This window comes from Flavobacterium mekongense, from assembly GCF_047038255.1.
Classification (GTDB): domain Bacteria; phylum Bacteroidota; class Bacteroidia; order Flavobacteriales; family Flavobacteriaceae; genus Flavobacterium; species Flavobacterium mekongense.
Genome location: NZ_CP174374.1, coordinates 434,200 through 457,996 on the forward strand (window position 1 = coordinate 434,200; position 23,797 = coordinate 457,996).

14 protein-coding genes are annotated in these 23,797 nt (G+C 41.1%); 2 read left to right on the forward strand and 12 right to left on the reverse strand.

Features of this window, described 5'->3' with window-relative positions; genetic code table 11:
- The first annotated feature begins 100 nt into the window (after nt 1-100).
- Complete coding sequence (locus ACJG85_RS01760) at nt 101-1,645, forward strand: ribonuclease E/G (protein ID WP_324689837.1); 1,545 nt, start codon at nt 101-103, stop codon at nt 1,643-1,645.
- 232 nt (nt 1,646-1,877) lie between these two features.
- Here the strand turns inward: ACJG85_RS01760 and pbpC are convergent, their stop codons facing one another.
- From pbpC to ACJG85_RS01780, 4 genes are all read right to left on the reverse strand, one after another.
- Nucleotides 1,878-4,271, reverse strand: a complete 2,394-nt coding sequence (gene pbpC, locus ACJG85_RS01765) for a penicillin-binding protein 1C (protein ID WP_412476777.1) — start codon at nt 4,269-4,271, stop codon at nt 1,878-1,880.
- Nucleotides 4,272-4,339: 68 nt separating this feature from the next.
- Entirely contained in the window at nt 4,340-4,930 is a 591-nt protein-coding gene (locus tag ACJG85_RS01770) for a transposase (RefSeq protein WP_412476778.1), read from the reverse strand.
- A 92-nt stretch (nt 4,931-5,022) separates the two neighbouring features.
- Nucleotides 5,023-10,668 (reverse strand): alpha-2-macroglobulin family protein, encoded by a 5,646-nt coding sequence (locus ACJG85_RS01775; protein ID WP_412476779.1) that lies wholly within the window; start codon nt 10,666-10,668, stop codon nt 5,023-5,025.
- Nucleotides 10,669-10,797: 129 nt separating this feature from the next.
- The gene (locus tag ACJG85_RS01780; RefSeq protein WP_412476780.1) at nt 10,798-11,241 is read right to left on the reverse strand and encodes a nucleoside deaminase; all 444 of its coding nucleotides are present in this window, start codon (nt 11,239-11,241) and stop codon (nt 10,798-10,800) included.
- A gap of 37 nt (nt 11,242-11,278) precedes the next feature.
- Here ACJG85_RS01780 and ACJG85_RS01785 point away from each other — a divergent pair, with 37 nt between their 5' ends.
- On the forward strand, nt 11,279-13,069 hold the full coding sequence (locus ACJG85_RS01785; protein WP_412476781.1) for a 1-deoxy-D-xylulose-5-phosphate synthase: 1,791 nt from the start codon (nt 11,279-11,281) through the stop codon (nt 13,067-13,069).
- Here the strand turns inward: ACJG85_RS01785 and ACJG85_RS01790 are convergent.
- The 8 genes from ACJG85_RS01790 to ACJG85_RS01825 all read right to left on the reverse strand — a co-directional run bounded on the left by ACJG85_RS01790 (nt 13,066) and on the right by ACJG85_RS01825 (nt 23,772).
- Nucleotides 13,066-14,400, reverse strand: coding sequence for a deoxyguanosinetriphosphate triphosphohydrolase (locus tag ACJG85_RS01790; protein ID WP_412476782.1), 1,335 nt, complete (start codon nt 14,398-14,400; stop codon nt 13,066-13,068). The two genes, ACJG85_RS01785 and ACJG85_RS01790, sit on opposite strands and share 4 nt — an antisense overlap.
- A gap of 52 nt (nt 14,401-14,452) precedes the next feature.
- Complete coding sequence (locus ACJG85_RS01795) at nt 14,453-14,902, reverse strand: GNAT family N-acetyltransferase (protein ID WP_412476783.1); 450 nt, start codon at nt 14,900-14,902, stop codon at nt 14,453-14,455.
- A 2-nt stretch (nt 14,903-14,904) separates the two neighbouring features.
- Nucleotides 14,905-15,411, reverse strand: coding sequence for an RDD family protein (locus ACJG85_RS01800; RefSeq protein ID WP_409678343.1), 507 nt, complete (start codon nt 15,409-15,411; stop codon nt 14,905-14,907).
- A gap of 3 nt (nt 15,412-15,414) precedes the next feature.
- The gene (locus ACJG85_RS01805) at nt 15,415-15,639 is read right to left on the reverse strand and encodes a hypothetical protein (RefSeq protein WP_290875668.1); all 225 of its coding nucleotides are present in this window, start codon (nt 15,637-15,639) and stop codon (nt 15,415-15,417) included.
- Between the two features lie 174 nt (nt 15,640-15,813).
- Complete coding sequence (locus tag ACJG85_RS01810; protein ID WP_409678348.1) at nt 15,814-18,237, reverse strand: ribonucleoside-diphosphate reductase subunit alpha; 2,424 nt, start codon at nt 18,235-18,237, stop codon at nt 15,814-15,816.
- A 216-nt stretch (nt 18,238-18,453) separates the two neighbouring features.
- A complete protein-coding gene (locus ACJG85_RS01815; protein WP_409678352.1) occupies nt 18,454-19,431 on the reverse strand; it encodes a ribonucleotide-diphosphate reductase subunit beta in 978 nt (325 codons plus the stop codon).
- 349 nt (nt 19,432-19,780) lie between these two features.
- Nucleotides 19,781-20,311 carry a hypothetical protein gene (locus tag ACJG85_RS01820; RefSeq protein ID WP_409678355.1) on the reverse strand — a complete coding sequence of 177 codons (531 nt, stop codon included), beginning with the start codon at nt 20,309-20,311 and terminating at the stop codon, nt 19,781-19,783.
- Between the two features lie 62 nt (nt 20,312-20,373).
- Nucleotides 20,374-23,772 carry a hypothetical protein gene (locus tag ACJG85_RS01825; RefSeq protein ID WP_412476784.1) on the reverse strand — a complete coding sequence of 1,133 codons (3,399 nt, stop codon included), beginning with the start codon at nt 23,770-23,772 and terminating at the stop codon, nt 20,374-20,376.
- Between the last annotated feature and the right edge of the window lie 25 nt (nt 23,773-23,797).

Genomic DNA, 23,797 nt, shown 5'->3' on the forward strand with positions numbered 1-23,797 from the left:
AATTCAGTTGCGAGTTGAAAAGTTGCGCGTTCCGAGTTGCAAAACCCGAAACCCGAAACCCGAAACCCGAAACCAAAAAGTTCGGATAAAAATTTACAACATGAATAAAGAACTAATCATCCGTAGTGGTGAGAATGCTGTAGATTTTGCCTTATTAAAAGATGGAAAACTAATTGAATTACACAAACAAGAAGACACCAGTAATTTTCAGGTTGGCGATATTTTTATTGCTAAAATCAGAAAACCTGTAGCCGGACTAAACGCGGCGTTTGTAAACGTAGGCTTTGAAAAAGATGCCTTTTTACATTACCACGATTTAGGACCAAACTTGGCTTCTTATTTGAAATTCATAAAACTTGTAAGCGCAGGTAAACTAAAAGATTTCTCCCTAAAAAACTTTCAGTTTGAAAAAGAGATTGATAAAAACGGCGCCATCTCAGACATACTGAGTGCCAATCAATCGGTATTAGTTCAAGTAGTCAAAGAACCTATTTCTACCAAAGGCCCAAGAATCAGCACTGAGCTGTCTTTCGCCGGTCGTTTTGTAGTTTTAGTGCCTTTCTCCGACCGGGTTTCTATTTCTCAAAAAATAGAATCCAAAGAGGAAAAAGACCGACTTAAAAAACTGGTACAATCTATCAAACAAAAAGGTTTCGGGGTTATTGTGAGAACAGTAGCCGAAGGCAAAAGCATAGCCGAACTAGAAAAAGATTTGCAGAACTTAATGAATCGATGGACTGCAATGTGTAAAAAATTACCAACTGCTCATCATCCTTCCAAAATATTAGGAGAATTGAATAAAGCTTCTTCTATTTTGCGAGATGTATTCAATGATACTTTCACCAGTATCCAAGTGGATGATGCAGAGTTGTACCAAGAAACCAAGGACTATTTAGCCGAAATAGCCCCTGATAAACAAAAAATTGTTAAGCTTTACCAGTCGAAAGACTTGCCGTTGTTTGAGAAATACCATATCGAGCGACAAATCAAAACGTCTTTCGGGCGTACCGTATCCATGAGTAAAGGTGCCTATTTGATTATAGAACATACCGAAGCTTTACACGTTATCGACGTGAACAGCGGCAACCGTTCTAACAAAGCCACCAATCAAGAAGATACCGCACTCGAAGTCAACATGATAGCCGCTGCCGAAATCGCCCGCCAATTGCGTCTGCGCGATATGGGTGGTATCATCGTAGTGGATTTTATCGATATGCAAAATCCGGACAACCGTCAAGTATTATTCAACTTCCTCCGAGAGGAAATGAGCGACGATAAAGCCAAACACAAAATCTTACCGCCGAGTAAATTCGGATTAGTCCAAATCACTCGCCAACGCGTAAGACCAGAAGTCAATATCGAGACCCGAGAAGAAAATCCGAACAATTTGAGCGGCGATGTAGATGCGCCTATCCAAATTATCGACAAGATTAACTTCTCCCTTGAAAAGATTATCAAAGACCACAGCGGCATCAAGCTTAATGCCCATCCGTTCGTGGCCGCTTACCTTAAAAAAGGTTTTCCATCAATACGTTCAAAATGGCTTTTTGAACATAAAAAATGGGTGAAAATCATACCGCGTGACGCTTACACGTATTTAGAGTATCATTTCTTCGACAAAGACGGAAATGAGATCAAGGAATAAAAGAAAAACCGCCTTTCGAAAGACTGGCGGTTTTTTTGTGTCAAAATCTATCGTTTAAACAATGTCACACTGAGCTTGTCGAAGTGCTTTTTAGAAGCTGTTTGCTTTGCCATTTCGCTATTTAGGAGCTCGTGTCCGGCTATACGTTACAATCTTTTTTGTCGGCACTTCGGTAGTTTACATTAAGAATAGGGCAAACAAAAAAGGATTTCCACTCCTATCCGGGCTAGGGCTAATCCTTAATAATCTCCACTCTTCTCTTAATCTCATTCCCAAATTCATCTGCCACGGTAATGTAATGTACTCCGGTTTCCGCAGCAATCGGCATCTCGTGAAAGGTTTGCGTCGTGCCTTTGTAGTCGTTATCCACATACCAAAATAGTTTGGCTTCCCTATTGGAATGCGCCACTTTTACAATTACCGGCTGTACTTTGCTGTTAAAATCCTTAGTCAAATAAATCTTGCTGTTGGTTTTGGGATAAATAAAATCCATTACCGCTTGTTGTGTCGGCTGACAATCGGCTCGGTACGGCGGCACCGTTTTGTAATCAATGTGTAAACTCTTGTAATACCATTCCATTACAGGCGGCAGTATAAACCATTTGGTAGTTACTATCTTATCCACATCCTCGCAACTGCTGTTCACCCTAAACTGCCGCGATGCATCCAAATGTACCAATTTGTGATACGGACAAATCGCAGTTTTCTTACCGCTACGAGTGATGAGCTGTTTGATTTTCGGGCAATCGTCTTGGGCTAAATGACCACTTTGTTTGCAAACTTCTGCATACTCCAAATCGTTCAACGGCGGTTGGAACCATTTTTTTCGGGGCAACAAATTAAACACATCAAACAATATGGGCGCTGCGCTGTCCACTCCGGTCAATTCCGGTCGGCCTTCACCATTGGCATTGCCCACCCAAACACCAACCACGTAACGCGAATTAGTGCCTATTGCCCAAGCATCACGATTCCCGAAACTAGTCCCGGTTTTCCAAGCCAATTCTAAAGACGAATCGTAAAACTTCCAAGCTTCATCACCTTCCGGTCGGTTGACTTCCTTCATCGCATTATACGTTAAATAAATAGCTCCGGCACCGAAAATATTTTGCTGAAAACTATCATCACCGAAATCCTGTTGAAAGTCGTTCACATAATTCAACTCGGCAAACTCTTTACTACGGTACTTTCCGTTCGACTGATTGAAATAGTTAATCGTAGCCGACATATTAGCGTAGGCCCGACACAAATCCCACAAATTGCTCTCGGCACCGCCTAAAATGAGCGATAATCCGTAATGATCGGGATGTTGGTTGATATTTCTAAGCTTCAATTTCTGCGTCAACTCGTAAAATTTATTCACGCCGTGATCCTGCAACATCAACACCGAAGGAATGTTCAGCGAACGCGATAAAGCGCGCTGGGCCGGCACGGCTCCGTCAAAGGTCAGGTTAAAATTCTGCGGCGAATACCCGGAAATTTGCGTAGGAATATCGGCTACCAAAGTATTGGGCAACAGTTCTCCTTCGTCGAGCATGGAAGCAAACAACAGCGGCTTCAAAACACTACCGGTACTTCTCGGCGCGCCAATGATGTCCACATCTTTATCGTGGTCTTTGTCCGTAGGCGAATTGCCGACATAACTAATGACATTGCGGTTTTGGATGTCGATGACCATAATGGCCAAATTGTGCACCTCGTTTTGTTTGTACTGATTGTAATACTGTTGCGCAATTTGATTCACCCGGTTTTGCAACGAAATCGCAACGGTGGTTTTAATGCGTTTGCCTTCGTCGGTCTTAGCAATTCTTTGCAGCAAATGCGGCGCAATTTGCGGTAAATTATAGGGTTTTTGCGGCAAAGGTTCTTTAACGGCCAATTCGTAAGTGAGCTTATCTATGACTTTTTCATGATACAGTTTGAGCAACAAGGTATTGCGTTTGCGCAACAACTTAACCTGATTTTTCCCGGGATAAATCAAACTCGGCGCATTGGGCAATACCGCCAACGTAGCGCTTTCCGCCCAAGATAATTGGTACGATTGCACGCCGAAATACCGCCAAGACGCCATTTCCAACCCCACAACATTACCGCCAAAAGGCGCATGAGCCGCATACAATTCGAGGATTTTTTCTTTGGAATGACGCAACTCCAAACGCGTCGCCAAAACGATCTCGATGGCTTTTTCAAAATAGGTGCGCTTTTTGTTTTGACGCGACAAACGAATGACTTGTTGGGTCAACGTACTACCGCCGCGAACCACTCTTCCGGCGCTACGGTTTTGCTGAAAAGCCTTAACCATGGCCACCGGATTGAATCCGGGATGGTGGTAAAAATGTTCGTCTTCAAAGTAAACCAGGCATTTTTTAAATTTCTCGGGCACGCTGTCTTGAGCGGGAAAACGCCATTGACCGTCACGGGCTATTTTGGCCGCTAATAATTCGCCTTCGCTGCTTTCAATAACAGTTGCATAAGGCGAATCGAATAAAACACGGGGCAACGAAAAGTAATAGACGAGCAAAAGAACAAATCCTATGGCTGATTTCTTTTTGTTGTGTTTTATACAGTTTATAATTATCCTAACAGGTTTTTTTAACCTGTTAGGTATACTTGGTCTATTAGACATCTGTTGTTGTATTTGAATACTAAAAAGTTTTTTTATCTCTTAGCGTAGAAATGTTTTAGAATAGGAAGCTAAAAATCAAACTTATCAATTTGTTCAATCAATCCTTCATATTTAATTTGACTTTCTTGATGAAGAAAAATAAAATTCTCTTTTCCTCCAAATAGTTCGAATATATATTCTCTTTCAAGATTGGCATCCAATCCTGATAAATAAGATTGGTATGAGGAATGCTTATAACTATCAAATCTATCCGTGAATTTGTGCTTTAAAGGATTCAGATGAATATAGACTATCAATTGTCTTAAATAATTCTCCTCTTTAATTCTATTTCTTTGAGGATGTTCTTGAAATAAGCTCCCGGTTCTCTGATAGGCCTTATTAATACTTTTGGTGTAAGAATTAAATAAATTAGAAAAAGGTAAATGAATTTTTTCTTGATATTTTAGTGGCAATTCTTCTTTTTCTTTAATCTTTAAAGCCAAATGAAAATGATTCTTTAAAAGACAGTAGGCATAAATTTCTGAAATAGGCAAGAGGTATTTTTTTATTAGAAGTAGAAAATAATTATAATTTTTTTTCTCTAAAAAAATATTTTCATGATTATTTCCTCTGTTATAGAAATGATAAGTCACACCGGGCTCAAAGACATCTTTTTGCATTATCTCATTTGGTTTTTATTATACGAGATTTATTTATTCTTCTTTCTAAATTATACCTAACAGGTTTTAAAAACCTGTTAGGATAAATCTGTTTACTTCACCACTTCTACCCATTGTCCTCTGGTACGCACTATAAACTCGTTGTCATACATGGCTTCGCATTGCAAGCCCGGCAAATAGTATTTCCCAAGGTAAGAAGCATTCAACAAGATTTTAAACTGTCGCGTTTCCGAAGGTTTCAAACTAAAATAATAATTGGCTCGGTCGTCGCGGATGTCAATGTAATCGGCTACATTGTCGGTGGCACTGCCAAAATCGGTGTAGCGGGTGTTGACTATTTCAAAACCGGACGGAACTATTTGCGATAAGGCGATATTTTCCACTCTTTCATTCTTGCGGTTGGTTAGCGTAACTTCGGCATAGAACTCGGTTCCTTGCGCGATTTTCGACACCGAAATCACTTTGCCTTTTCGGTCTTTAAAGACCAATCCGGCCGACACATTTTGCTGCATCGGTTTTTCACTGCCAACCGGAAGAATACCGCTATTCAGTATACGAACAAACAAAGTGTTCTTCTTGTTGTTCTTAAGTGTAACCGAATTGCTGCCCATTTTCACCGACAAGGTTCTTTGGGCTACCGTTTTATCGGTTGCAATCACTTCGGTTTTTCCATTGTTGGTGAACTGAACGGAAACGCCTTTACTGCCGTTGGATTTGGCGAATTTGGCCATTGCATACAACCCATAAGCCGTGGTTTGGGTGCTCATCCATTGTTTACTCGATAAATTTTTAGCCAATTTGGTAGCCATGGCAAAGGCCTTTTGTTTTTGGCCTAACAAAATCAGCGTTTCTAAAGCCATAGCCCTGTTTCTCTCGGCGGAACCGTAGTAGTAATAGTAGTAACCATCTTCGGTGTTTTGTTCGTCTATGAAAGATTTACCCAACAAATACATTCCGGCGGCATTTTGTTTCAGCATGGCATAACAAGCCGCCAAACGCAATTTGCTTTCGTTGGAAATACCAACCGTTTCGCGCAATCTGTTCATCGAAGCCAAATCGGGTGCACCGGCTAAAGCCAAGGTGTACAAGCGGTAGGATTGGGCCAAATCGTTGCCATAAGATTTTTCAAATCGCCATTGTTTGGCTGCTTTTTGTTGGTAGGACAACCATTTCGATTTAAAACTGATAGGTAAAACGTAGCCTTTTTTCTCGGCTTCGATTAAGAAATGACCGGCGTAAGAAGTACCCCAATCATCGGCATCTACATTGCCCGGCCAATACGACAATCCTCCGTTAGGCAATTGGAAATTCCCTAAGCGCTTGATTCCGGCCATCACATTTTTCTGGATATTTTGTTTGCGAACTGCATCTAAATCCATAATCTCCGTTAAATACAACTGCGGAAAAACGGAAGAAGTAGTTTGCTCTACACAACCATGCGGGTACTGAATTAAATAATCCAATCTTCGACTGAAATCGACGGTTGGCGACGAGGAAACTTCCATTTTGGCTTTGTTACTGCCACTTACGCCAAAGGTTTTCCAGCTAATGGTTTTGGCGCTGTTTGGCGGAATCACCACATCGGTAAAATCATTCGCAATCGGATTCGGGTTGGTCACATCAATCTCAACGGCGTAAGTCGATTTTTCTTTGCCGGAAACTGCGGTAATTTCGATTTTACCGATACCCGTAGTGGCGCCGACTTCCAAATTAAAATAACCCATTTTTTCATCGGGTTCGGTAAACTTGATAACTTGACTCGACTTACCAATCACCCTAACACTGTTATTGGTTTTGATTTGCAAGGTGACATTTTTGATGTATTTCTCGGTCGCAAACAAGGTAACCGGTAACGTAACTTTTTCAGAAGGCGAAATTTTTCGTGGCAAAGAAGCCAAAATCATGAGCGGACTTTTCACCGGAGTGGCTTTCTCCGCCATCCCGTAAGCACTGGTTTTAGCGTCGGCCGCTACCACCATAGTGCGAACAGAACCAATGTATTTCGGCAACTTGATTTGGTGAGTCTTCGAACCGCCGTTCAATTCAAACGGACCATAATATAAAACTACCGGTTTGAAACGGTTGGCTTTTTTGGCTTTTCCGCCTCCCGCATCGGCATCACCACCGATACTGAAAACCTGATTTACTTTACCGCCGTAAGCGCCAATCACATCATCATAAACATCCCAAGTTCTTACGCCTAAAGCTTCTCGGGTGTAGAAACTGGTCCAGGCATTCGGCGTTTTGAAACGGGTTAAATCCAGCAATCCTTCATCCACCACAGCTATGGTGTATGTCATTTTTTTGCCTTTCTTTTCAGAGACTTTAACATTGATGGTTTGCTCCGGACGCAACACATCAGGCATAGTGAGTACCGGTTCTAAAACCGTATTTTTATCGATAACTTCTATCGGAACGATACCATACATGCGAATAGGCAAATCGTTTTTGGTGGACGCATGCGGTTGCAGTAAGGAAATGTTGATGTACACATTCGGCGCCATTTCTCCGGTAATCGGCAACTCGACTGTGGTTTCGCCTTTTTTGGTTTTGGCCCAAATGGTTTTCAATACTTTGGTGCCGTTTTCAATGGAAATCATAGCCCTGCCACCTTCGCTGGAAGGGAAGAAAATTTTGGCTTTATCACCCACCGCATAATTGGTTTTATCGGTAGAAAAACGAAGCATTGTAGCCGATTCACCATCCGTATTTCTGGACTTAGCCGACCACCAAGGCATATCGATATAGACTCTGACTCCGGTAGCATGACCGTCATTCGGATCGGTTACGCGTACCAAATAATTACCCCATTCGTCATCCGGCACTACAAAAGACACGCTGCCTCTGCCCGATGCATCGGTATTGATAAAAAAGTTTTTGTAAGCGATAGTCGCATTAGAAGTATTATAACTGGACAAATCATCGTTAGAGGCATCCCACCACCAGCGCGATTCCATTCGGTACACACTGACTTGCAGATTTCTCACCGCTCGTGGGCGACCGGTTTCACTTAGGGTCACAATGTCAAATCGATTATTGGTTCCGGTTTCAATCATCCCGTATTTGTTGGGTTCGGGCGATTTGATACCGACATAAGTAGTGTAAGGCGAATAGTTGGTGGAAGCCACATCGGTACTCACATCACCTCCATTTTCATATACTTTGGTAATGAAAGCGGCGCGCAACATGCCCGGTGCTTGGCCTTCGATGTTCGGTTTAATCGGAATAGAAGCTCGTCCGTTACCATCGACTTTGCCGGAGAAAATATTGATTTCTTCGGTATAAAATCTACGTGTCGGATCGTCGAAAACATAGTTGGCAAATCCTTTAAAAGTGGTGAGTTGTTGTGAAAACTTCGCTTGCACTTCGGTTTTTAAATCCTTAGCCACAGCGCCGTGTAACCATAAAACCTGCATGTTGTTGATGTTTTCTTTATTAGCAGAAAGCACCGACTCGTTAAAACTGTTTTTAATTTTTAATCGATTCGGTTTGATGGTTTCGATTTTGATGCTTTTGTAAAATCGTGCGCCGCCGACACTTACCACGGCTTCCCAATTTCCGGTGATGTCGCTGGTTTCAGTTGGAATGACGAATTTGTAATGGTTTAAATCATTCAGTTTTTGTACCGATTCGTAAACCGTTTTGCCTTTAGGGTCGTTCAGTTTTAATTTAATCGGATGCGAAGCCGGCAATTTGTTGGCATTATCATTTAAGATAAAAGACAAATACACGGTATCGCCGGGACGCCAAACGCCTCTTTCTCCGTAGATATAACCTTTGATGCCTTTTTGCAAGGTTTCGCCTGACACATCAAAATTACTCAACGACAACGACAGCTCATCGTCTAACTTCACATAAGTACTTTGATCGCCTTTGGTTACTATAGCAAAGTAGGCGTATTTTTCCAATTGGAAAGAAGCCAAACCATCGCCATCAGTTTGGGAACCGGCAATTTTTTGTTGTTGGTAATTGTACAAATCCACCGTAGCGCCTGAAACCGCAGCAGTAGTCACAATATCACTAACGGCCACTACCACGGATTTGTCGGTGCCTCTTTTGGCAATCACACCCAAATCGGAGGCTAAAATATTCGTCCCGACTCTGGTGTTGTAAAAGTAATAGTTAGTACAAGGATCTTGTCGCTCGCGCCATTCGTAGTCTTGTTCGTAATAGTAATCGTAACCACTGTTGCTGTAATTGATGTCGTCTTCGGCCACCGGTTCATCCTCTTCTTCGTTGTTGTAATCTTCGTCGTCTTCAGCACTTACCGAAGTACATTTGTACATTGAATACTCTTTTCTAAAGGAAAACTCAACCCGGTAAATGGCGCCCGGTTCGGGTTTGATAATCTTAGACAAATCCAAAGCGTAAGTATTCCACTTGGTGTAATCGATAAGGTTATTTTGCTTGAGTTCGATTTTGGTTTTGGCTACCGATTGCCCAACTCTGCGCAAGTTTTCGGTGCCGTTGAGATTGTTGTCTTGCAAAAATTGTAGGATGTTATTTTTGTAAATTTTAAAGACTTTCACGTCAACAGCATTCAGATTCGCCGCTTCAAAATTGATTTTTAAATTGTTAGAACTCGGTAAAATCGTACCGCTTTTGAGCAATTTTACGCCGGGTTTTACTTGTTCAAACAGCAACTTTTCGGAGTAGTTTTGCTTCATCTTGTAGCCATCGATGTTTTCAATGCCTTGAAACACTTCGACTAATTTACTTCCGGAAAATCCGGTTTCAGCGGCAGCAACGGCTTCCACAATTTCTTCCACAGCAACAGCAGCAGTGTCAACAGCAGCCATAGCCGTATCGACAGTTGCGGTAGTAGTACCGCGGTCGACTTTGGAATCAGGTTCTTTGTTGTAAAACACTTTTAAAACATTCCCCATCGTGGCAAACTTGAGGTTGTTGGTGTTTTCGATAGCCACTAATCCTTTAAAATCCTGGTCTTTTTTGAGTGGATCGGAAAAGTTGATTAAAACTGATTGGTTGTTGGCATCGCCTACTTCAATCTTCAAGACTTTGAACTGGTTTTTCCCCGGAATCGGGAATTTGGTCACGCCTTTTTGGTCAATGTCAACCGCATCGCCATCCCAGTTGATAAAAATCTCACTATCGTCATCAAAACGCTGAATACTGTCGATCATAAATTTAAAATCGGTACTCGTACTCAAAGCTTTGTCGAATTTGATTTTGAGTTTTTTATCGTTTTGTGTAACCTCAATAATTTTTTGGGCTTCTTCTAACGTAAGATTATCAGCGGTTTTTAAATTGCCGTTCAAATAGTACCAATCTTTGCTATACGATTGCAAATCTTGGGTGTTGACGATAAAATCTTGCTTAATGGTTTTGACAGAAAAATTGAAATTGGCCAATTCTTTAGGCACTTTATTGGTAATTTCCGAAAGTCGTAACGTAATTTGATAGAGCGTATTTTGCTCTAATTTTTCGTTGGGAATGAAAGCTATGGTGTTGGGCGACAAGGCGACCACTTTACCACTCACACTTGGAGAAACGTCAAACAAATCGCTGTCTAATTCCTGATTGGGTTTCCAATCGCTTTTGTTGAATGCCAACTGTACTCTGAAGTCGGAGTTGACCGAGACAAAGCCCGATGAAAATCCTGTAATGTAATCTTTGTAAAGAGAGGGATCTGAATCAAAATCGGAAGCCGATTTTTTAGAACAGGATTGCCATAGTAACATGGCAACAAGCAAACCTAGAATCTTGCTGGTTTTCATCGTTTTAAAAGGAATTATTTGTTAGAACTTTTGCCTTGGAATTTTTCTCCAATTAGCATCATAACGCTAAAATTATTAAAATATTATTTACGTTATGAATAATTTTTTAAGAATATTTTTCTGAATTTTTTATGGGCGTTTGGCCGCAAAAAATCTGACCATTAAATCAGCGGCTTTTTCAGCCAAAACTCCTTTAACCACTTGGGTTTTAGGATGTAATTGGGTGCCTAATTTTTGGAAACCGCGTTGCTCATCGGAAGCGCCGAAAACCACTTTGGATATCTGACTCCAGTACAAAGCACCGGCACACATTTGGCAAGGTTCTAAAGTAACGTACAAAGTACATCCTTTGAGGTATTTCCCACCGATAAAATTGGCCGCCGAAGTAATGGCTTGCATCTCGGCATGAGCGGTTACATCGTGTAACATTTCGGTGAGGTTATGGCTGCGGGCAATCACTTTGTTATCGATTACAATAACGGCACCAACGGGAATTTCGCCTTTTTCAAAAGCCATTTCGGCTTCCTGCAAGGCTTTTTTCATAAAATACTCGTCGGTGAAAGGATTTTCCATAAAACAAAAATACAATTTCAATTCGTACATTTGTGGCATGTCAAAAAAATTGCTGCAACAAATCAATACGCCATCGGATTTAAGAAAACTCGATGTAACACAATTGCCACAACTGGCAAAGGAGTTACGCGAATTTATCATTGATATTGTTGCCGTAAAAGAAGGTCATTTGGGCGCCAGTTTGGGTGTAGTTGAATTGACTATAGCTTTACATTATGTGTTTAATACGCCCGAAGATTTACTGGTTTGGGATGTTGGGCATCAAGCCTACGGTCATAAAATTTTAACCGAAAGACGAACAAAATTCGACACCAACCGACAATTGGGTGGCCTTTCCGGGTTTCCGAAACGCAGCGAAAGCATTTACGATACTTTTGGCGTAGGCCATTCTTCTACATCCATTTCAGCGGCTTTAGGTATGGCGATTGCATCCCAGCTTAAAGGTGAAAACAAACACCACATCGCCGTGATTGGCGATGCCTCAATTGCCAGCGGAATGGCGTTTGAAGGGTTGAATCATGCCGGGGTAACCGATGCCGATTTGCTGGTGATTTTAAACGACAATGCTATCGGCATTGACCCGAGCGTTGGCGCCTTAAAGAACTACTTAACCGCAGTCAAAGAAGGTAAAAACCCGAAGCAAAACAACATGATTAAATCGTTAAACTTCGACTATTCGGGTCCGATTGACGGTCATGATTTGCCAACGCTAATCAAAGAGTTGGAGCGGCTCAAAAAAGTCAAAGGACCGAAGTTTTTACACATCATAACGACCAAAGGCAAAGGCTTACAACAAGCCGAAGAAGACCAAGTGAAATACCACGCACCAGGTAAATTTGATGCCGCTACCGGAGAAATTATCAAAAAATCCGAGGAACATTTACCGCCGAAATTCCAGGATGTTTTTGGGTTGACTTTGGTTGAACTGGCTAAAAACAACCCTAAAATAATTGGGATTACGCCGGCTATGCCCAGCGGAAGTTCGATGAAATTTATGATGGAAGCATTCCCAAATCGCGCTTTTGACGTTGGGATTGCCGAACAACACGCCGTAACCTTGGCCGCCGGTATGGCCACCCAAGGCATGGTGGTTTTTTGCAACATTTATTCCACTTTTCTGCAACGTGCTTATGACCAAGTGATACACGATGTAGCCTTGCAAAACCTACCGGTAATTTTTTGTTTAGACCGCGCGGGTTTAGTGGGCGAAGACGGAGCCACACATCACGGCGTATTTGACATAGCCTATTTGCGGTGTATTCCGAACCTTATGATTTATGCACCTAAAGATGAAATCGATTTACAAAACATCCTTTTTACGGCTTCTTTAGGATTGAAACATCCGATTGCCATTCGGTATCCGCGTGGCAGAGGTAAAAATGCCGACTGGAAATTCCCAAGCGATTTCCAAAAAATAGAAATTCGTAAAGCGCAAAAACTCAAAAAAGGCAAAAAAGTCGCCATTTTATCTACCGGAACGATTGCGACTAATGTAACTGCTGCGTTAAATGAAATAGAAGAAGACGGCTATTTTGCGCACTATCATTTTGGGTTTGTCAAGCCTTTAGACGAAAAGAAACTCCACAAGATTTGCGATAAATTCTCAACGATTATCACTGTAGAAGATGGTGTAACCACCGGCGGATTTGGTAGTGCTATACTTGAATTTGCTGCCAAAAATGATTACGTCAACGAAATTTTCCTTTGCGGGGTTCCCGATTATTTTATCGAACATGGCACGGTAGATGAGTTGCAACAATTCTGCAATATCGATGTGGATGGTTTGAAATCGCTGTTTTCTACCTTGTTAGAAGAAGACGAAGATTAAGCCGTCACTATTTTGTTCAATTGCACTGCTTTCCCATCAGTGAGCATTGAAATGAAGTGACAAATGTGCAGCAATCTTTCGTACAGACTTTCTTTTTCCAAATGGTGTTTCTCGGGTAAAATCTTCATTAACAACTTATCGTAATTGGTAGCCTTACCGTTGTAAGTATTGTTATAAGCTGTAATGAATTTATCGAGTAAATTATTGATGATTTGGTAACCCGATAATTCTTTTTCAATCACTTCCCGACTTTGGTAAATGTTTTTGACGCTTAATTTGATGATGTCATCCATTTGGGCTTTGTATTTACTTTTGTCGGTTAAGGCGAAATGGAATTTCCCTTGCAGTATTGCTGCTTCGTTTTCAACAAATACGCGAACCGCATCGTTAATCAAATTCCCGATAGCCAAAGCACGCAAATAACTGATGCGGTCTTCTTTGGTGGTCAACGATTGGTATTTCGCTGCATCAATAGTGTCTTTGACCAATTTGATTAGATACTCCAAAGCGTAATCTTCGGAAACCAAGCCGAGATTGATGCCGTCTTCAAAATCGATAATGGTGTAGCAAATATCATCAGCCGCTTCGACTAAAAAAGCCAACGGATGGCGTTCGTAACCAACATCTTCACCGGTTTTGTTGGGAATCATGCCCAACTCATCAGCGACTTCTTTGAAAAAAGCGACATCAGATTGGAAAAAACCATATTTTTTATCGGCTATGTTTTTGGTGGGTTTTTTGGGCAGACTTTCCTTCGGGTATTTGGTAAATGCCCCAAGTGTAGCATAAGACAAACGCAAACCGCCTTCTATGCCCGGACGCGAACCCGTTAAGATGGAAAAGCCATTGGCATTGCCTTCAAAATCGACTAAATCCTGCCATTCTTTGGGCGTGAGTTGGTCTTTGTACTGTTGGCCTTTGCCAATCGAAAAATATTCCCCTATGGCTTTCTCTCCCGAATGTCCGAACGGCGGATTGCCGATATCGTGTGCCAAAGCAGCTGCAGCGACTATCGCTCCGAAATCGTTCATGTGATAGCCGTGGACTTCTTTGAGATAGGGATACTTTTCTATGATTTTTTTGCCGACTAACCTTCCTATGGAACGCCCAACGACGGAAACTTCCAAACTATGCGTCAAACGTGTGTGCACAAAATCGGTTTTCGACAAAGGAATGACTTGGGTTTTGTCTTGCAAACTGCGAAAGGCTGAAGAGAAAATAATACGATCGTAGTCGACTTCAAAGCCGAGACGCGTGTCATCTTGTTCAATGCGCAAACGTTTACCGGTATCGCCTTGGCGTTTTAGAGAGAGCAATTGTTCCCAGGTCATGTTAATGATGATTGTTGATTAACGATTTTTGATTTCAGAAGTAAAGATAACTTTATTTTAGGATTTTCTTCATACAAACACTGTTTTCCACGCCTATGTATTGCCCGAAATTATCGGTGATTTCGTAGCCTAATTTTTGGTATAAACCAATGGCGTCTTTTTGCAAATGACCGGTTTCGAGTATGGCCACTGAATAACCTTCTTCTTTGGCCCAAAGTTCCAGTTCGGTTATAATGGTTTTGGCGATGCCTTGTCCGCGGTAATCCGGGCGAGTGTACATGCGTTTGATTTCGGCGGTTTGCGAGTCGTATTCTTTGTAAGCTCCGATGCCAACCGGAAACTCATTTTTATAAACAATCAGCACATTTTTAAGCAAACTGGATTTGTTGAATTGCGCGTAAAACTCGTGATCGTCGCCATCTAAAACTCGCAAATAAGCATCTAATTCGGCTACTAACTGTCCGAAGTCGGGGTGGTCTGAAGTAGTTCGAATCAGTTTCATGATTAATTTTCAGGATTTTCTCCAATTTCTTCAAACGAATGGAACAACTCTTTGCTGATGCGCAAGTCTTCTTTGTTAACCACATAGGTTTTCGACAAGCTGTCGTGCCAACCTATGCAAGGTGTTCCGAAAAACGAAAAGACTTCAAAAGGAATCAAACGACACAAACTGCGGATTAAAACAGCATTGGCAGTAGGTTTTTCTCCGTATTCGTCTACCACTACGGTTTTGGTCATGAGTTTGCCAACTGTAGTACCAAAAAAGATTTCAAAAACATTGTAATAAATCAGTAACACTACCAAACCGATGGTGAGTTCTTGAATGCGTGTGATGTTTTGGAAAAAAAGGACTATCTCTTCATTGCCTGTTAAAACCCCAATAATAGCGGCTATCATACCTATAACAAATGTTAGTCCCAAACGAGCCACATAATCGATAACAAAGTTGGCAAAACGCTTACCGTTAGAGGCAATAATTTCGTCGGGTATGGTATATTGACGGTTACTCATGTGTTACTCTTTTTCGTTGGCCAAGAAAAAATGCCGGGATTTCTTTGGGTATTGGTTGTAGCTTTTATCGCTGGGATTGGCGATGACGGATTTGATGTTGATTTCGTCTCCGACTTTAAAATTCGCTTCCGTATATTGGTAATCCAATAAGTATTCCCCGCAATAATAATTACCGTTTTCGTCTTTTTGGATGATGCCGGTGTAGACTCCTTTTTTTTGTTTTGACATGGTTTACCGATATTAAATCCCTAACGGGATTGGCCCTAGCCCCGATTGTAGTGGAAATCCTTTTTAATTTTAAAAAGATTGGAACGTAAAGCGGGATTAGCTCCTAAAATTAATCAAAAAACAGCCATCTCTTGACAGCTGTTTTTCAATTAGTAATTCTAAATTCGTAATTGTTTACGATCCGCACATTTCGCAGTCGTCACCACCATTGGCGGCAGCGGCACGAGCGCGTTCTACCATAGCGGCAAAATCTTCGGCGGTCATTTCTCCGTTTTCGGTTGGTGCTACTACTTCTACAGCTACCGGTTCGGCGGTTGGTTCTGCTTTTTTATCGTTGTTTAACGTAAACTTGATAGCATCTACTGCAGCTTTGGTTCTTAGGTAATACATCCCGGTTTTTAAGCCGCTTTTCCAAGCGTAGAAGTGCATTGACGTTAGTTTGGCAAAGTTGGCGTCTTGCATGAACAAGTTCAACGATTGTGACTGGTCGATAAAATACCCTCTGTGTCTCGACATGTCGATGATGTCTTTCATAGACATTTCCCAAACGGTTTTGTAAAGTTCTTTTAAGTCGGCCGGAATTCTTTCAATATTTTGTACCGAACCGTTGTGACGCATAATTTCCTGTTTCAAGTCTTCGTTCCACAAACCGCGTTTTACCAAGTCTTCCAATAAGTGTTTGTTCACTACGATAAACTCGCCCGACAATACGCGACGCGTATAAATGTTAGAAGTATATGGTTCGAAAGCTTCGTTGTTTCCTAAAATTTGCGAGGTTGAAGCGGTTGGCATAGGCGCCATCAACAAAGAGTTTCTTACCCCGTGTTGCATAACTTCTTTGCGCAAGCTGGCCCAATCCCAACGGCCTGATAAATCTTCATCTTTTAATCCCCAAAGGTTGTATTGGAATTCTCCTTTGGAAATAGGAGAACCTTCAAAAGTAGAATACGGTCCTTCTTCTTTGGCCATTTCCATTGAAGCGGTAACCGCGGCAAAATAAATGGTTTCGAAGATGTCTTGGTTTAATTGTTTGGCTTCGTCGCTGGTGAAAGGCATTCTCAACAAGATGAAGGCATCAGCCAAACCTTGAACACCCAATCCTACCGGACGGTGACGCATATTAGAATTTTCAGCTTCTTTAACCGGGTAGTAATTTCTGTCGATTACTTTATTAAGGTTGCGGGTTACGCGTTTGGTTACGTTGTATAACAATTGGTGGTTGAATTGGCCGTTTTCCACAAACATTGGTAGGGAAATTGAAGCCAAGTTACACACGGCAATTTCATCTTCGGAAGTGTACTCCATGATTTCGGTACACAAGTTAGACGAGCGAATGGTTCCCAAATTCTTTTGGTTGGATTTGCGGTTCGCTGCGTCTTTGTACAGCATATACGGTGTTCCGGTTTCAATTTGCGATTCGAGGATTTTCTCCCACAACTCACGGGCTTTGATGGTTTTACGACCACGACCTTGGGCTTCGTAAGAAGTATATAAGGCATCAAATTCGTCTCCGTACACATCGTATAGGCCGGGACATTCATTCGGACACATCAAAGTCCAAGTGCTGTCTTCTTCCACTCGTTTCATGAACAGGTCGCACATCCACATGGCGTAGAATAAATCGCGGGCACGCATTTCTTCTTTTCCGTGGTTCTTTTTCAAGTCAAGGAAATCCATGATATCGGCATGCCATGGTTCAATATAAACGGCAAAACTACCTTTGCGTTTTCCGCCGCCTTGGTCTACGTAACGTGCGGTATCGTTGAATACGCGTAACATTGGTACAATTCCGTTAGAAGTACCGTTAGTGCCACGGATATAGGAACCTGTAGCGCGAACATTGTGGATAGACAACCCTATTCCACCGGCAGATTGTGAAATCTTAGCGGTGTTTTTCAAGGTATCGTAAATCCCGTCGATGCTATCGTCTTTCATGGTCAATAAGAAACAAGAAGACATTTGTGGTTTAGGTGTTCCGGCATTGAATAAGGTAGGTGTAGCATGCGTAAAGAACTTTTTCGACATTAAGTCGTAAGTTTCAATTACCGCATCAAGGTCGTTTAAGTGAATCCCGACAGAAACACGCATTAACATGTGTTGCGGACGCTCTACAATTTTACCGTTGATTTTCAATAAATACGAACGCTCTAAGGTTTTAAAACCGAAATAATCGTAATTGAAATCGCGATTGTATATGATGTGTGAGTTTAAGAACTCTGCATTTTCCTGGATAACGTTGTGCACTTCTTCAGAAAGTAGCGGTGCGGCTTGGTTGGTTCTTGGGTTAACATAGTGATACATTTCGTTCATGGTTTCCGAGAACGATTTGTTGGTGTTTTTATGCAAGTTGGAAATAGCAATACGAGCGGCTAATTGTGCATAATCCGGGTGCGTAACCGTCATCGATGCGGCAGTTTCGGCAGCCAGGTTGTCGAGTTCGGAAGTGGTTACGCCGTCGTACAATCCTTCGATAACTTTCATCGCTACTTTTACAGCGTCTACCAATTCATTTAAACCATAGCATAGTTTTTTAATTCTATCCGTGATTTTGTCAAACATTACCGGTTCTTTGTGACCGTCTCTTTTTACTACGTACATACTTGTTAGTTTTTGTGAAATAGAGAATCCCTTCGCTACTTCGAGTTACTTGTTTTGTTTTTTGTTAATCCCTTAACTTGCAGAAGAAGCTTCTGCGGTTTTATGAGGAGCAAATCCGGCTGTCCGTTGTATCTTTTTTTGTTTGTGCTTCGACAAGCTCAGCATGACAAACAAAAAAAGGATGCCACTGCCATCCGGGCTAGGCTACTGCATTTCTTAGAAGTCAGCGTCGAAGCTGATTTTTTGATCTTCGGTATCTTTCGACATTACGCCGGCTTTTTGGTACTCGGCCACACGTTTTTCGAAGAAATTGGTTTTCCCTTGCAGTGAAATCATGTCCATGAAATCAAAAGGATTGGTAGAGTTGTAGACTTTTTTACAACCTAATTCCACTAGTAGTCGGTCGGCCACAAACTCTAAATATTGTGTCATCAAAGCCGCGTTCATTCCAATCAAACTTACCGGTAAGGATTCGGTGATGAATTCGCGCTCAATATTCAACGCATCGGTGATGATTTCTGTGATTCTGGCTTTAGACACTTTGTTCACCAAATGGTGATTGTGCAAGTGCACCGCAAAATCACAGTGAACGCCTTCGTCGCGAGAAATTAATTCGTTAGAGAAAGTTAATCCCGGCATTAATCCGCGTTTCTTCAACCAATAAATAGAACAAAAAGCTCCTGAGAAGAAAATCCCTTCTACCGCAGCAAAAGCAATCAATCTTTCGGCAAACGAATCCGATTTAATCCAACGCAAAGCCCATTCGGCCTTTTTCATAATGGCCGGAAATACTTCAATCGCGTGGAAAAGATCGTTTTTCTCGGCTTCGTCTTTTACATAGGTATCAATTAACAACGAGTAAGTCTCGCTGTGAATATTTTCCATCATAATTTGGAAACCATAGAAAAATTTAGCTTCCGGATATTGTACTTCATTGACAAAATTTTCGGCTAAATTTTCATTCACTATACCATCAGAAGCAGCGAAGAAAGCCAAAATATGTTTGATAAAGTACTTTTCATCATCATTTAACTTGTTATTCCAATCCGATAAATCCTGGTGTAAATCGATTTCTTCGGCGGTCCAAAAACTGGCTTCCATTTTTTTGTACCAATCCCAAATATCATGATGTTTGATAGGGAAAATCACGAAGCGGTTTTTGTTTTCTTGTAAAATTGGTTCGATAGCGGCCATTTTGAATTATTTTTTTGGATTATTTGGGAGAAATTTACTTAAATCTGTCTGTTACAAAGATTGTCAAACCAAACGTAAAATGAAAGTCAAACTTATTCACAATCGGCTTTAGTTTTTAACAAATATGGATTTTGTTTAACCTTTTTAATCATTTTTTAAGTTATTGATTTTCAGAGATTTATTTTTTTAAAAATCATCAAAAACCCCTAAAACAAAGGGAATTAAGAATTTACTGATGGTGAAATTTTAACATTTTAAAAGCTTCTGAAAACAAGATTTTAGGGATAAAAAAAGTGGCTTTCTGAGTACAGAAAGCCACTTTATCAAAAGTTAAAGCCAAACGCTTGTTTTAGTCTTCGGAAATATAGGTTTTATTCCCGTTTTTGTTGATGTAATATTTACCGCCTCTTGGCCCGGTATATACTTTCTTTCCTTTATAAGAACCGGTTACTTTGTCTTTGTTGTTTTTTGGGGCTTTTTCTTTCGACTCTCTTTCTTTGACTTCTTTTTTGGCTTTGGCTTCTGCTTTATTGGCGGCAGATTTGGCTTTGCCTTCCGCCGATTTCATTTCGCCTTTTGCTGAAGCATTATTATCTTTTGATTTGAAACGCTTGTCCGGTGTTCCATCCTTTTTTAAAGGCACAGCTGTTTTTTTAAATCGCTTATCCGGCGTTCCGTCTTTTTTTAATTTGACCGCTGAAGCTTCCTTCTCTTGTTTCTCTTTGGCGGCTTTAGTCTTACTAAACACCGATTTAGAGGCTTCTTTCTTCTTGTTTGCCTCTACTTTTGCCGGATCCATAACAGATTTCTCTTTCGTTGTTTGGGCAAAGATTGCAGTGGATAAAAGGAATGCCACACACAATAAAAATAATTTTCTCATAATGTTTGCTTTTTAGTTGATGACTAAAATTACTAAAAAAACACTTCCAAAAATCATTCCGCTTAAAAATATGCTCTTAACTGAACATTACCGGTATGTATGGTTTGACTGGTTTCCGATTTTCGCCCTTGGTAATTGATATTGATGTCTAAGTATTGGGTTAAATTCTTCTGCAACAACAAGCGCCACGTTAAATTTCGGCCCGGACGCAAGCCTTCTAACATTTGAAACGCTACCGGCTGGGAAGCATCGCCTTCAAAAGTATTTTGGTACAGTGAAAATTCGCCGTTGGCTGTAATCTTCTTTTCACCAGCATAAGTAAAAGAAGTTCCGAAACGTTGTTGGGATAAAGTTTCCAAATTGCCTTGTCTATTTTCCTTGTTTTGGTATTCGTAAAAAATATCCCAACTCGCATTCTTGCTGAACAAATAGGAAATCTTCGGGTTAATTTGATAGCCCTCGACTTTAAAGTTCTTGCTTTCGTAATTCTCCGAAGTCAGTCCGCTTTGATTAATCTTAGTACTGAAATTAAACAACCAAACCTTTCGCAGTAAGTGCGTATACTGTAACTGATGCGATTGGTTTTGACTGGATTGCGAACCTACCGTTAATAAGGCTCGGAGTTCATTTTGGGTATAATTATAGGTAACTGAATGTTTTTGCTTGCCGCGATTGTAGAAAAAACTATTGCGGAAACTGGTGTTTAATCCTAATTGGTTGTCGCTATTATTAGGCAGCGGATTCAAATCGAAATTGCCCCCTTCTCTTCTAATTTTGCGTTCGATTAAATACGAAGTTTGATTGTAAAAATGCGACAAAAACTTTTTAAATCCTTTAGCGTTTTGCCATTGCGCGGGGTTTAAGGTTAACGACTGCGAGAATTTATTTTGATGGGTTTTCACAAAAACTTGGTTCGGCAAAAACACCCGTACATATTTGGCTTGGTCCGGAAAAGGTGCTACTTCAAACTCTTGTAATTCCTGAATACCGTTGTTGTTGTAATCTATCCAAGTGAAAACGCCTTGTCCGGGTTCGACTTCCAAATACGTAAATTCCTGTTGTGCAATGGTGCCTGAAGTGGTTTCATAAGCTGTACTAAGCTGTACTTTTTGCTTAAAAAACTGATCGTTGTACAACAATCTGGAGTTGAGAGACGGTTCGTTTTCACGGTCGGCAGCTTCAAATTTCAGATTGCGGTAATTGACAAACAAAGATAGATTGGTTTTGTCGTTTTGAATCAGGCGCGATTTTAAGTAATACGATTGCGAAGTGTTGACTCTTTTTACCAAACCGTTTTGCAAACTGTCGTTTACCCTTTGCAAATAACCCAGTTCTACAAAGACTTTGGCACTATCTCCCCGGCCGACAAAAGCACCGTATTCGGTAAATTTCTGGCTTAACGCAGACAACTGATTGGTCGCCGCCAAACGCTCTTTATTATCTTCCAAACGTAACGTTCCGCCAATCCAATTCTTCTTAAAATGGTAGCGCACTTGCGATTGGTTTCTAACGAAGGTAGATTTAGCAAAATTTCCGTCGCTGTTCAAAACGCTGGTATTTTGTTGTAAGTTCCATTGATTGAGTTTGAAAAATCCGTTAACCGAGTGACGATTACCGTTAAAGCTTTTGGAAAAATCCAATTTCTCGAATTGATAGGTCAGCTTGCCTTTTTGCGGCAGGATAAAATCCAAGCCGTTCACAATTAAACTTTGATTTCCGGAGAAAGTGGTCAAGTTCCAGTCGCGGTTGAATTCAATATTAAATAACCGCTCAATGGTTCTGAAATTTTCTTGTATAAATTGGTAGTTCCCAAAAGCATCAACCTGCCATTTTTTAGTGAGTAATCGTTGTTTGAAATTGAGCTTTCCGGCTACACCTTTATTGTCTTCATCGTCTAAAGAAGAAAACAAATTTTGGTCGTTGTTGCTCACGCCCAATTCAAAATCAACTACGGTTTTTTCATTCGGATTGTATTTCCCTAAAACAGTGGCGATTTGGATTTTCGTAGGTGCTACCAATCGCACTACCGGCTCGTAATTGCCTTGCGGAATGCCGGCAACAGGTTCAACATACTGGTAAATTTTTCCGATAGCCGCGGTATTGGTTAGGATGTAATTGCCTAAGTTATTGCCCACCAAAGTAAAGCGTACATTATACAATTCGTCGTTCGGGTTGTTCGAATATTCAAAAACCTCAACGCCGTTTACGATGACTTTTTTGTACAAAATTTTATTGTCAGAATACGTATCAAGGTAAGCCGATGGTGCGTTCATTTGGTTGATGTCGTCTCCGGCGTTGTTGAGTATGTCGACTTGCTCGGGCGACAAACTTTGCTGTAAAGGTTGGTTCTTGACATCGTTTTCAGAATACAAATAGCCGCCCAAACTCCATTTTTTAGCCGTATGATTTACGCCACCGTAGGTCACAAAACGCGTGTAATTTCTATCCGAATATTGGTATTCGATTACAATTCGCATTTCGGAATTGATGGGAAACAAAGACGTAAAGGTTATTTCTCCTGCATTATAATCAATGATATAATCGTTGTTTTCGCCTCGTTTTTTGAGTATTCCGTTTACATAAACCCTTTCCGAACCCGAAATCACCAACACATACAACTCTCCGTTGTTGCCGCGCAACTTGTACGGGCCTTGATTGCCTTCTTGTCCGGTAAAAGTGCTTCGGGCATATTGACCACGGACCAGAGCAGCCGAAGCAAAAATTTCGGTTTTGTTGTCTTCCTCGCCCAGCGTGAACCGGGTAGCCAAACCTTGCACTTTTTTGTTGAAATTAAGGAAACGCGATTGCCGATTTTCCAGGAATAAATCGCCGGCGCGTATGCTCCATTTATCGGTAAATAATTCGATGAAAATTTGGTCAAATTCGTCTAACTTTTGGGAATAACCGTTTTCCTGCAGCGGAATGTTAGAATCCTGAATCGAAGCCCGAAGCGAGACTTTATCAGAGATTTTTCCGGTGATTTGTAAATCTAAATTCGAGGTTACTGAAGCATTTTGATTGTTCCCGATGGTTACGCCACGGGTGATACTTCCTGAAGTGTTTAAGCCTTCAAACGGGACAAACTTTTTCACCGAACGGTCGGTTTTAACCAAAAATCCGGCTTCGTTAGGCACCACTTTGTCTTGGTCGTAAATGCTGTAGGTTTTGGTTAAAAATTCCGGATAGTTAAAATAGCGAATGGTAATGGTGTCGGTGACCGTGAAATTGCTTTTAAAAACTAACTTTCCGGTTTTGAAATCGATTTTATAGAATGACGTATCGACTTCTTTGCCTTCGCGAGTGAGTAGTTTGAAGAAACTCGGGCTGATACTGACTTTTTCAATGGCGATGGTATCTTTGGAAGGCAGGATTTTTTTGGTTCGGTACAGCGAATTGATTTCCTGAGCTGAAAGCCCGGAAAAACTGAATAATACCCACAATAAAAGCCCTTTTTTCAGCATATCTTAATAACGTAAAAATAGGCTT

What these genes read in the sequence shown, in the direction of transcription:
- ACJG85_RS01790 (WP_412476782.1), bottom strand. Translation starts at nt 14,400, where the DNA reads ATGACCTGGGAACAATTGCTCTCTCTAAAACGCCAAGGCGATACCGGT.
- ACJG85_RS01805 (WP_290875668.1), bottom strand. Translation starts at nt 15,639, where the DNA reads ATGTCAAAACAAAAAAAAGGAGTCTACACCGGCATCATCCAAAAAGAC.
- pbpC (WP_412476777.1), bottom strand. Translation starts at nt 4,271, where the DNA reads ATGTCTAATAGACCAAGTATACCTAACAGGTTAAAAAAACCTGTTAGG.
- ACJG85_RS01795 (WP_412476783.1), bottom strand. Translation starts at nt 14,902, where the DNA reads ATGAAACTGATTCGAACTACTTCAGACCACCCCGACTTCGGACAGTTA.
- ACJG85_RS01775 (WP_412476779.1), bottom strand. Translation starts at nt 10,668, where the DNA reads ATGAAAACCAGCAAGATTCTAGGTTTGCTTGTTGCCATGTTACTATGG.
- ACJG85_RS01810 (WP_409678348.1), bottom strand. Translation starts at nt 18,237, where the DNA reads ATGTACGTAGTAAAAAGAGACGGTCACAAAGAACCGGTAATGTTTGAC.
- ACJG85_RS01800 (WP_409678343.1), bottom strand. Translation starts at nt 15,411, where the DNA reads ATGAGTAACCGTCAATATACCATACCCGACGAAATTATTGCCTCTAAC.
- ACJG85_RS01785 (WP_412476781.1), top strand. Translation starts at nt 11,279, where the DNA reads ATGTCAAAAAAATTGCTGCAACAAATCAATACGCCATCGGATTTAAGA.
- ACJG85_RS01815 (WP_409678352.1), bottom strand. Translation starts at nt 19,431, where the DNA reads ATGGCCGCTATCGAACCAATTTTACAAGAAAACAAAAACCGCTTCGTG.
- ACJG85_RS01770 (WP_412476778.1), bottom strand. Translation starts at nt 4,930, where the DNA reads ATGCAAAAAGATGTCTTTGAGCCCGGTGTGACTTATCATTTCTATAAC.
- ACJG85_RS01780 (WP_412476780.1), bottom strand. Translation starts at nt 11,241, where the DNA reads ATGGAAAATCCTTTCACCGACGAGTATTTTATGAAAAAAGCCTTGCAG.
- ACJG85_RS01760 (WP_324689837.1), top strand. Translation starts at nt 101, where the DNA reads ATGAATAAAGAACTAATCATCCGTAGTGGTGAGAATGCTGTAGATTTT.
- ACJG85_RS01825 (WP_412476784.1), bottom strand. Translation starts at nt 23,772, where the DNA reads ATGCTGAAAAAAGGGCTTTTATTGTGGGTATTATTCAGTTTTTCCGGG.
- ACJG85_RS01820 (WP_409678355.1), bottom strand. Translation starts at nt 20,311, where the DNA reads ATGAGAAAATTATTTTTATTGTGTGTGGCATTCCTTTTATCCACTGCA.